The organism is Streptomyces europaeiscabiei (assembly GCF_001550375.1).
In the GTDB taxonomy this organism is placed as follows: Bacteria; Actinomycetota; Actinomycetes; order Streptomycetales; family Streptomycetaceae; genus Streptomyces; species Streptomyces europaeiscabiei.
Genome location: NZ_LRTR01000625.1, coordinates 1 through 9,905, shown reverse-complemented (window position 1 = coordinate 9,905; position 9,905 = coordinate 1). Strand labels below are relative to the sequence as shown.

9 protein-coding genes and 1 pseudogene are annotated in these 9,905 nt (G+C 71.3%); 5 read left to right on the top strand and 5 right to left on the bottom strand.

Features of this window, described 5'->3' with window-relative positions:
- Positions 1-73 precede the first annotated feature (73 nt).
- The 4 genes and pseudogenes from AWZ10_RS30480 to AWZ10_RS30475 all read right to left on the bottom strand — a co-directional run bounded on the left by AWZ10_RS30480 (position 74) and on the right by AWZ10_RS30475 (position 5,160).
- The gene (locus AWZ10_RS30480; RefSeq protein WP_060892569.1) at positions 74-3,400 is read right to left on the bottom strand and encodes a DUF4132 domain-containing protein; all 3,327 of its coding nucleotides are present in this window, start codon (positions 3,398-3,400) and stop codon (positions 74-76) included.
- A gap of 10 nt (positions 3,401-3,410) precedes the next feature.
- Positions 3,411-3,689, bottom strand: coding sequence for a hypothetical protein (locus tag AWZ10_RS54045; RefSeq protein WP_244172597.1), 279 nt, complete (start codon positions 3,687-3,689; stop codon positions 3,411-3,413).
- Positions 3,668-3,850, bottom strand: a pseudogene (locus AWZ10_RS55830) (WGR domain-containing protein); the annotation flags it as partial. The pseudogene AWZ10_RS55830 and the gene AWZ10_RS54045, both read right to left, overlap by 22 nt.
- 131 nt (positions 3,851-3,981) lie before the next feature.
- The gene (locus AWZ10_RS30475) at positions 3,982-5,160 is read right to left on the bottom strand and encodes a phytanoyl-CoA dioxygenase family protein (protein WP_060892568.1); all 1,179 of its coding nucleotides are present in this window, start codon (positions 5,158-5,160) and stop codon (positions 3,982-3,984) included.
- 394 nt (positions 5,161-5,554) lie between these two features.
- On the opposite strand from AWZ10_RS30475, the gene AWZ10_RS30470 reads away from it, so the two are divergent.
- Positions 5,555-6,010, top strand: coding sequence for a maleylpyruvate isomerase family mycothiol-dependent enzyme (locus AWZ10_RS30470; protein WP_079104490.1), 456 nt, complete (start codon positions 5,555-5,557; stop codon positions 6,008-6,010).
- Between the two features lie 111 nt (positions 6,011-6,121).
- Here the strand turns inward: AWZ10_RS30470 and tnpA are convergent, their stop codons facing one another.
- A complete protein-coding gene (gene tnpA / locus AWZ10_RS30465; protein WP_079104489.1) occupies positions 6,122-6,550 on the bottom strand; it encodes an IS200/IS605 family transposase in 429 nt (142 codons plus the stop codon).
- 23 nt (positions 6,551-6,573) lie between these two features.
- Here tnpA and AWZ10_RS30460 point away from each other — a divergent pair, with 23 nt between their 5' ends.
- The 4 genes from AWZ10_RS30460 to AWZ10_RS30450 form a co-directional block, all read left to right on the top strand.
- Positions 6,574-7,860 carry an RNA-guided endonuclease InsQ/TnpB family protein gene (locus AWZ10_RS30460; protein ID WP_060892565.1) on the top strand — a complete coding sequence of 429 codons (1,287 nt, stop codon included), beginning with the start codon at positions 6,574-6,576 and terminating at the stop codon, positions 7,858-7,860.
- A 71-nt stretch (positions 7,861-7,931) separates the two neighbouring features.
- On the top strand, positions 7,932-8,084 hold the full coding sequence (locus AWZ10_RS48295) for a hypothetical protein (RefSeq protein ID WP_244172596.1): 153 nt from the start codon (positions 7,932-7,934) through the stop codon (positions 8,082-8,084).
- A gap of 178 nt (positions 8,085-8,262) precedes the next feature.
- Positions 8,263-8,916: a DUF6629 family protein gene (locus tag AWZ10_RS30455; protein WP_060892564.1), complete on the top strand. Its 654-nt coding sequence runs from the start codon at positions 8,263-8,265 to the stop codon at positions 8,914-8,916.
- Between the two features lie 56 nt (positions 8,917-8,972).
- On the top strand, positions 8,973-9,905 hold a 933-nt coding region (locus AWZ10_RS30450; protein WP_167366003.1), incomplete at its 3' end, for a glycoside hydrolase family 3 protein.

The window sequence follows — 9,905 nt, the reverse complement described above, 5'->3', positions numbered from 1 at the left end:
GGTTCGTCGGCGTGGCGCACCTCGGCGGGTGGCCGCTGCGGCGCGTCCGCCGCCCATGGCGTCCTCTTCGTCGTCATGGGGCCGTCAACTCCTCCAGATCGGCGAGCAGTTCGGACACCGCGACCGGGTCGATCTCGTCGAAGCGGATGCTGGGGGTGTCACTCGGCCAGTAGTCGCTCGGCCGGGTGGCGAGCCAGATGTGCTCCACCTTCTGCTGCTCGGCGGGATCGAAGAAGCCCACGGCGATGCCGTGGTCCGGGGTGAGCACCGCGAAACGGTTCGGAGCGAGCTCCTTGGAGAGCCAGCGCTCGACACCCGCGTCCAGCGGCCTGCCGCGCCGCCACCCGCGCCGCTCCAGACCGACGAGCCGGCCGGTCGTCACCGTGAGGCCCTCGAAGCGCTCCAGCCGCGGGCCGGCGGCGTCCTGCGCACTCAGCTCGAACACCCGCCGCCCCAGCTGCGGGAACGGCTGGAGGATCCCGTGGTCCGCGAACAGCTCCGCCCAGGCGTCGAGTTCGCCCGGCAGGTGCAGCGGGTGCGGGATCCGTACGGCCGCCGTGCCGGGCAGAGTGAACGCGCTGTCCTCGACATCCGCGAACGTACGGTCCTCCGTCACCCGGAAGGCGGTCGTCACGCCGTCCGTGTCGCTCAGCCACACCAGCCGGCGGACGAGATGCCACAGCAGCGGATGCCCCACGAACAGCTCACGGAACTCGGCCGCCGACCACGAACGGCCCTGCACCATGGCCGACTCCAGCCGCCGCACCTGGTCGGCGGCGACGGTCCGTACGTCCTTCTTCAACGCCATGAACCGCTTGCGCTCGGCAGCGGCCGGCTCCGCGTCGTCCCGTGCGCCCGGCTGAGGCAGATCCTTGCGGCGCCTGCCGGCGGGGTCCTGGACGAAGGGGCGCAGTTGTTCGTCGAAACCGACGGTGAACGTACGGCTGCCGTAGTCGATGACCGTGGTGCCCCGCGCGTCCAGGCCGAAGTCGGGCACCAACCGGTCGGCGAGCTGCTCACCGGTCAGCCCGAGGGCCTCCGCGAGTTCGGCGATCTTCTCCTGGGCACGGGACTTGAGGGCCTTGAACTTCACGCGCTGTGCCACGCCGTGCAGATGCATCAGCGCCACGTCGGTGCCGATCGCGGCCAGTACACCCAGCCCGTCCACCGCCCGCTGGTGCGCACCCTCGCCGGGCCAGGCGCGCACCAGCGGTGTGAGCCGGCGTACCGTGCCGTCGTCACCGAGCAGCCCCAGCGCGATCAGCGCCCAGCTCTCCTGGCTCGGCATTCCGGCGAGCCGCCACTGCTCGAACAGGGCCCAGACGAACTCGGCGAGCGACTCCGCCGCGCACAACTCCCGGACCACGGCCAGCCCCGGATACGGCTCGCCCGGCCGGGACATCGCGAGCATCGTCACCACATGCCGGGTGGCTTCGGCGGGCAGGGCACCACCGGAGCGCACCAGGATCTGCGGCAGCAGCGCCGGATCGGCCCACTCGACGGGCTCGGGCAGCTTCGCCGGCAGCGCCGTCCACAGCGGATCGGCGGACAGCAGCTCCCCGATCCCCGCCACGGCCTCGGCGCCGTACCGCTCGGCGGCGGACCGCACGACCTGCTCCCCGTGCAGGGCCACGATGGTGTGCAGCGCCTGCTCGGCATGCCGGCGCGCGGGTCCCGCCTTGCCCAGGGCGTCCGGCACCAGCAGCGGGGCGGCGGCCTCCCCGTGCCGCCGGAACCAGGAACGGGCCGTCCCCCGCGCCGACTTCACCCGCACGGCCCACTCCGCGATCAGCCGGGCCGCGCCCACGCTCACATAGGGCAGCAGCAGCGGCGCTAGCGACGCGGGCCACTTGGGGGCCACCCGCAGCACCACCCCCAGCGCGTCCGTGCCGAACCGGGCGACGATCGGCTTGAGCGTGGCATCGCTGTCCAGGCTCGTCGGCGTCCACTCGTCCAGCAGTGGCCGGACCAGCTCCTCGGGCTTGTCGAGGAAGATCCCCATCGAGCCGAGCCTGTCCGAGCGGACCGCGCCCAGCAGGGCGTCCGGATCGTCCGGCCACTCGGAACGCGAGGCCCAGTCCCGCTCCCGGGACGGGGTGTCCGCCCACTCCTGCCGTTCACCGGGCAGCCAGACGATCCCGGGCGTGTCCTCGGCGACCGGAACGGTGACCGTGCGGACCTTCACGACCTCGCGCGGCCGGGTCCACGGAGGGCTCGTGAGCAGCTCGGGAAGGGACGCGGCCGGGGCGTCCGGCACCCGGTCCCGCGGACTCAGCAGCGCTTCCACGGCGCGGGCCGCCTCCGGGGAGAGGGAGGCGAGGGCCTCGTGGGCCAGGTCCGGGTGGGCGGACACGTGCACCAGCAACGCGGACCGAACGGCGTCGGTGTTCGGCCCGCCCGCCGCCACGGCCTCGGCGAGCATGCGCAGGGCGCGCCTCGGGTAGCGGCGGGCCGCCCTCGTCACGAAGGGCTGTGTCCGCTTGTCGCCGAGCTGCCCCATCAGCAGGGCGAACGCCTCGTCGGACGGAATCGCGACCAGGATCGAGTTGACCTTCCTGACGGTGTCCGACGTGACGTACGAGCCCTTCAACGACTCCGCCACGAGGGGTGCCACCGCCGTGCCGATGCCCTCGGCGACGGTGGCGACGGTCGGCATCGGCCAGGCGCCGTAGCTCAGGTCGGCCACACCGCCCAACTGCCGGACCTGCTCCGGGTCGTCGAACGAACAGAACAGCATCGAGCGCAGGGCGTTGCCGCGCGGCCGGTCCGCCTCGGGGCCGCCCGCGCACTCGTCGAGCCATTCCGTCTCGGTGGGGACGAGGTACGAGACGACCACTCGTCTGCGGACGCTGCTCCTCATTCCGCCGAGCGCCGCGACCACCGCGCGATACGTGTCCTCGTCGGTGGCGGCGAGCAGCGCGCGGATACGGTCCGCGACGCCCCGCACCCGTTCGGCCTGGCCCGCGAAGGGCTTGCTCGGGACGCGCTCGACGTACGGATCGACGCGGCGGGTGCCGTGCTGGGTGTGGTGCGCCTCGATGTCGAAGAGCTCGACGGTCGCACGGGCGGCGAACACCGGTCCGTGGGCCTCCACCCAGGCATCGGCACAGACCGCGCCCGACCGGGCAGTGTCGGAGGCGACGGCCAGCACGGCCGCGCCCAACGGGTCGGCCGTACCCGCGAGATGAGCTTCAGCGGCCCGTACCAGGTCCACGTCACTGCGCGGGCTGTCCAGGTACAGCCGCACCCAGGTGGCCCCCGTGCGCAGCCGCTGCTCTGCTTCGCTCGCCGCGCCCTTGCGCGGAGGCGCGGGCTTGCGGCGGATACCGCCCCGCCGCGGATGGAGGTGACGATGCCAGGCGGCCGGCAGTACGAACGTGTCCTCATCGACGACCGGCATCTCAGAACCGTCATCCGCCGTAGCCGTAGCCGTAGCCGTAGCCGTAGCCGTAGCCGTAGCCGTAGCCGTAGCCGTAGCCGTAGCCGTAGCTGATGCGGACGCAGACGCGGTGGTGTCGTCGGTGATCGGAGTCGGCGCGCCGCCCCCGTCGGCGGCAGTTGCTCCGACGGCAGCCGTGCCGACGGGAGCCGTGCCGACGGGAGCCGTGCCGGCCTCCCGATATCCCTTGCGCTCCTTGGCCGCAGCGGTCTTCCGCAGGTACTCGGCGGCCTCCGCGGCGGACGCGCACTCCTTGACCTGGATCCGGCCCTCCGTACCGCAACGTCCGTACCGGACGGTCACCGTGGCACCGTCCGCCTCGGCCTCCCAGAACTTCGAAGAGTTCCCCGCGGCATACTCCCAGCGGCGCACGCCCCCACCCCTTCCGACCGTGCCGGCCCCCCGGCCCATCCCACGCGGATTGAGCCGCTGACCGGCGCATACACGCCACTTCAGCGACGGTCACCACAGTAGAGGGAGCCACTGACAACGCCGTCGGGCGGTCGATCGCAGGGGCCGGCCGACGGCCGTCACCGACCGGTTCAGCGCCCTCGGCGCCTGCCGCCCGCCTCCAGTTCGCGGCGCAGCCGATCCGGGTCCCAGTTCTCGCTGACGGCCTGCCAGAGCAGGTCGGCCTGGGAGGGCGGGGCCAGCCCGTCGACGGGCGGGTCGAGGTCGAGGTGGGTGGGGAAGGCGTAGCCCTCGACGGTGGCGGCGACGACGCGGCGCAGCCAGTCCTCTGTGGCCCCCTCGGACCTGCGCTGCGACAGGACCGGGAAGAGCGCGTTGGCCATCGCCTCGCGGTCCACCGTCTCCATGGCGCGGCCGAAGGCGGAGGAGATCTGGAGGAGATTGGCCATGCGCAGGACGTCCGACGAGCGGTTGTGCCCGGCGGCGTGGAAGAGCGCGGGGTTGAAGAACGCCGCATCGCCCTTGTCGAGCGGGAGTTGGACGTGATGGGCGTCGAAGTACTCGACGAACTCCGGTAGCCGCCAGGCGAGATAACCGGGCTCGTACTTCTGAGAGTGGGGCAGGTAGAGCGTGGGGCCGGACTCGACGGGCATGTCGCAGTGGGCGACCGCGCCCTGGAGAGTGAGGACGGGGGAGAGGCGGTGGACGTGCGCGGGGTAGGAGGCGGCCCGCCGCTGCGACAGGAACCCGAGGTGGTAGTCGCGGTGGGGGCTCTGGGCGGTGCCACCGGGGTTGACCACGTTGACCTGTGACGTGACCTGGTAGGCGGGGCCGAGCCAGGCCTCGGCGATCAGGGCCAGCATGTCGTTGGCGTAGTAGTCGGCGAAGACGTCCGGCGCGCGTACGGCCATCTTGTCCAGGGCGTTCCAGACACGGTCGTTGGCGCCGGGCTTCGCGAAGTGGTCGCCCCGTGCCGTACCCGCAGCGCGCTCCTCCTCGATCAGCTCCCGGAAGGCCGCTGACGCCCGGTCCACGACGGCCGGGTCGGTGAACGCGCCCTTGAACACCACGATTCCGGGGCCGTCCATCAGGGCCCGGACCAGCTCGGCCTGCACGTTCCGGCGGCCCTGCGGGGTGGCCGTCAGGGACCGGAGCCGGTCGCTGTCGTAGAGCGGCACGTTCAGCTCGACCCGCTCGGCCGAGGGATGGCCGGCGGGGTCGGTGCTCTGCTCGACGAGCGCGCGGAACGTGTCGAGATCACAGTCCGCCTCGGTCAGCCAGGTCCGTGACACCGCAGCGATGGAGGACATCGCGGCTCCTTTCGCAGCCTTGCGTTTCTGCCAGTCTGAGGACCTCGAACCCATCATTCAATCTGCGGAAACACATCAAAAAGCCATCACGCGACGTGGGAAAACCGCGATGTGACGCCCGTACACGATCAGAGAGATCGCCCGTCGGCCGGGGCTGGGCACGGCCGCGGTCGACCGTGGCCTCAACAGCGGGGCCATGTGCGGGAGAGCACGGTCCGCGAGGTACGGCGGGTGGGTGACGTGGGTCACTTCGGGGTGTCGATCAGATCGGCTGCCGGTAGCGGTCAAGAGGGGCGGCAGCAGTTACGGCAGTGCAGCACAGCGGTGGGGCGGCGACGGGCCGATGCGAGCGCCGGCATCCATCCGCGACCCACGCGAAGGAGTGGTGGACGACATGGATCGTGAGCGGATTCTCCGATGGACCGAGGCGGAGCGGCTGAGCCTCGCCGACTTCCTCGAAGGCCTCGACGGCCCCGACTGGAGCGAGGCCTCGCTCTCCGCGGGCTGGACGGTGCACGACGTGGCGGCTCACCTGTCGCTGTCGACGCGCACCACGCTCCTCGGCACGATCAAGGGCGCCATCCGGGCGCGGGGCGACTGGAACCGGATGGAGTTCGACTTCGCCCGGGAACGGGCGGGCCGGTTCGGGCCGGCCGAGCTCGTCGCGCAGATCCGTGAGACTGCGGGCTCGCCCCGCCGCGCACCCCTGGCCGCGCCCCTGGACCCGCTCGTCGACTTCCTCGTCCACGGCCAGGACATCGCGCGCCCCCTCGGGCGCGACCGCCCGATGCCCACGGAACAGGCCACCGCCGCGCTCGCCCACGTCGTGGCCAGCCCCTTCTACCTCTGATCTTGGTCAGTGCTCCGTCCTTCAGGGCGGGGTGAAGGCCATCCTTGGCCCGGAGGAGCGGAGGCGCGGAGGCGCGGAGCGCCGGAGTGCTCTGCGTCTCCGGGGTGACGGTCAGACGGGACGCTGCTGGTTCTCGATGTACTGCTTGACGGTGGTCAGGGGTGCCCCGCCGCATGATCCGGCGAAGTAGGAACCGGACCAGAAGTGTCCGCCCCACAGGTACCGGCGGACGTGGCTGTCGTACTCCTGGCGGAGCCTGCGGGAGCTGACTCCCTTGAGGGAGTTGACCAGCTTGGAGAGCTGGACTTTGGGCGGGTAGTGCACGAGCAGGTGCACGTGGTCCTGTTCTCCGTTGAACTGCTTCAGCTCGGCCTCGAAGTCGGCGCAGACCTCCCGCATGATCTCCTCGGTGCGGGTCAGCATGGCGTCGGTGAACGCGTCCCGCCGGTACTTAGTGACGAAAACCAAGTGAACGTACAAGTTGCAGACAACATGACGACCCTTTCTGACATCGGGATCAGGGTTCCAGCGTGGTGACATAAACCAATGCTAGGTTCTCGGCCGTGAGTCAAGCCACCCTGGTCAAGCGGCAGTTCGGGCACCGTGCCCGGCTTGCGCTGTCACCTGCCGGGGTCCGCGCGGCGGATGACCAGGCGCACGCGGCCCGCACCATGTGGAATCTCCTCCACGCGTGGTGGCGGATGATGCCGAAGGAAAAGCGGACTCTCGCCAACGCCGACGCCGCGATCCGGCAGGCCCGCCAGGACATCGGCTTTCTGGCCGTCCTACCCGCGCAGGCCGCGCAAGCGGTGCTCAAGACGTACTTCCAGGCGTGGAAGAACTGCTGGGAGGGCAGAGCGAAGGCCCCGGACTTCAAGGGCCGGTTCCGTACGGTGATGTCCGTGGATATTCCGCAGGGCCGGGACCTGAACATCACCCGCGTGCACCGCCGCTGGGGCATGGTCAACATTCCCAAGATGGGCCGGGTCCGGTTCCGGTGGACCAAGGATTTGCCCGTGGGCAAGCACGCCAACGCGCAGAACCGGATCACCGGGGCACGACTGATCAAGGACGCGCTCGGCTGGCACATCGCCTTCCGTGTCCAGATCCTTCAGCCCAAGCCCAAGCCCGAGCCCCACCAGGGGCCGGACGTCGGCATCGACGTGGGCGTCAGCGTGCCCATCGCCCTCTCGGACGGCGAAACGTACGAGCACGGCGAATGGCTGACGGAGAAGGAGAAGGCCAGGCTCCTGCACCTGGAGCAACGCGCCGCACGGCGCAAGCAACGCCGCAAGCCCGGTGAGCGCACCAGCCGCCGGCTGCACCACACCTACGACCAGATCGCAGGACTCCGCGCGAAAGCCAAGCGCCGGGCCCTGGACTGGCAGCACCGGACGACCACCGCCATCGCCCGCACATACGGCACCGTCGTGGTCGAAGCGCTCACCATCACGAACATGGTGAAGTCGGCCAGGGGAACGGTTGAGGAGCCGGGGAAGAACGTCGCCCAGAAGTCCGGGCTGAACCGCGCCATCACCGGGGAGGCATGGGGCCGCACCGTCACCATGCTGACGTACAAGACCGCCCAGCTCGGCGGCACCCTGGTCAAGGTCCCCGCCCCCGGCACATCCCAACGCTGCTCGGCGTGCGGCTTCACCACGCCCGGCAGCCGGGAGTCCCAGGCCGTGTTCGTGTGCAAGAACCCGGACTGCGGCTGGTCGGGCAACGCCGACCACAACGCGGCCCGGAACGTCCTGCACCTGTACCGGACGGGCCTTGCGCTCGTCCCGGCTGCCGGGAGGGCAGTCGTCAGGCGCGCGCAGCGCGTCAAGCCCGCTGCCGCGAGGTAAGCAGGAATCTCCCGGCTTCAGCCGGGAGAGCACTTCAAGGGGCACGTAAACGGCTGCGGGCAGTGCGGCTGGTGGCGACCGACGCGACCTGGACGACCGGCACCGGCCCCGACGAGGTGCGCGGACCGGTGGCCGACCTGCTCCTCCTGGCGACGGGGCGGCCTGCGGGGCTTACCGGTGTCTCCGGCCCGGGAGTGGAGAAGCTCGCGGCCACGCTCTCGTAGCCGAGTAGCCGAGTAGCCGAGTAGCCGAGTGACCGGGAGCCCGTTACTTCGCCGCCTCCGGCAGCCAGGTGGTGCCAATGGCCCCCGTGGCTCGTCGCGCCCGTGTCGCCCCGCGAACGTCCGCCGGGTGCGACGTAGCGTGGCCCGCGCTGATGACGGGCGACCCCATGGTGGCGTGATGTGCTGGAGTGCGACGGCCGATCTTGTGGCGGGTAGCGCTGTCGCGGCAGTCGGGGTGGCCTGTGTGGCGCTGGTGCGCAGCGGGCGGGATGTGCCGCTCGCCGCGCTGCCGCTGCTGCTGGGGGCCCATCAGATCGTGGAGTCGGTGGTCTGGTCCTCGGGTGGAGGAAGCGGACCGGCCACCATGGCCTGGGCCGTCGTCGCGCTGCCGTTGCTGGCCGTGTGGGTGCCCGCGGGCGTGTGGTGCGCGGCCCCGCCGGCCGCCCGGGCCCGACTCGTCGTGTTCCTCGTCATCGGAGCCGCGACCGCCGCGTTGCTCGCGCACGGTCTCGCCACCAGCCCGGTGACGGCCGAGATCCGCGGCCGTACCGTCGGCTACACGATCGGTCTCCCCCACCCGGTGCTCCTCGTCGCGGGCTACCTCCTCGCCACCGTCGGCTCCCTCCTCCTCTCGGGCGACCGGCGACTCGTGGTGCTCGGGATCATGGCCGCCGTCGGCGCCTCGATCTGCTGGACCCTGTGGCAGTTGGAGTTCGTCTCGACCTGGTGCGCCTTCGCCGCCCTGTGCTCGGTGGTGCTGCTCGACTGGGTGCGCGCACGGCCGAGGGCCTCCTCGCAGCCGTCCACCCAGGGCCGTCGCCAGGCTTGGTGAATCATTCATCCACCGTGCTGTTGACTTTCGGCTTGATCAGCCAGAGGATTTCGGAGGTGAAACCCACCGCCGCCGGGCCTGTCGGCCCGGTCCTCCCCGCGGCCCTCGACGAGGCAGCCCACCGCTGCCTCGTCGCGGGCTTCGACGGTACGACGACCGTCCCCGACACTCTGAAACGGCTCATCGACCGCGGGCTGGGCGGAGTCATCCTGTTCACCCGCAACATCCGCGACGCCGACCAGGTCCGCGAACTCACCGGCACCCTGCGGACGTTGCGGCCGGACCTGCTGGTCGGCATCGACAACGAGGGCGGCGGCATCGGCCACCTGGTCGCCGCGGGCGCCCCCGAGGTGCCCGGATCGTGGGCACTCGGTGTCGCCGACGACCCGACGCTGACCGCCGCGTGCGCCGACGCCCTCGCCGGACACCTGCTCTCGCTCGGTATCACCGTCTCCTACGCCCCCGTCGCCGATGTCCAGAGCCGGCCCGAGAACCCGATCGTGCGCACCCGCGCCTTCGGCGGCGACCCCGAGCTGGTCTCCCGGCATCTGCGCGCCTGGATCGATGCCACCGAGGCACGCGGCGTGGCCTCCTGCGCCAAACACTTCCCCGGCCACGGCGGCACCGTGACCGACAGCCACCACGACCTGGCGGTCGACCCGCGGCCGTACGACCGACTCGACCTCGTGCCCTTCCGGGCCGCCGTCGACGCGGGTGTGCCCATGCTGATGAGTGCTCACGTCGTCTTCCCGGCCCTCGACCCCGACCTGCCCGCCACCCTCAGCCCGCGCATCCTCTCCGAGTTGCTGCGCGGCGTACTCGGCTTCGACGGCGTCCTTGTCAGCGACGCGCTGGAGATGAAGGCCATCGCCGACCGCTACGGCGAGGCGGCCGGCGCCCGGCTCGCCCTCGCCGCCGGAGCGGACCAGGTCATCGTCGCCGTACCGGACCTGGAGGTCACTCTCGCCTGCCGCGACGCCGTGCTCGAC

Excerpts from the sequence above, each read along its gene's own strand:
- AWZ10_RS30480 (WP_060892569.1), bottom strand. The coding sequence starts at position 3,400 with ATGCCGGTCGTCGATGAGGACACGTTCGTACTGCCGGCCGCCTGGCAT.
- AWZ10_RS30470 (WP_079104490.1), top strand. The coding sequence starts at position 5,555 with ATGGATCGTGAGCGGATTCTCCGATGGACCGAGGCGGAGCGGCTGAGC.
- AWZ10_RS30455 (WP_060892564.1), top strand. The coding sequence starts at position 8,263 with ATGTGCTGGAGTGCGACGGCCGATCTTGTGGCGGGTAGCGCTGTCGCG.
- tnpA (WP_079104489.1), bottom strand. The coding sequence starts at position 6,550 with ATGTCACCACGCTGGAACCCTGATCCCGATGTCAGAAAGGGTCGTCAT.
- AWZ10_RS30475 (WP_060892568.1), bottom strand. The coding sequence starts at position 5,160 with ATGTCCTCCATCGCTGCGGTGTCACGGACCTGGCTGACCGAGGCGGAC.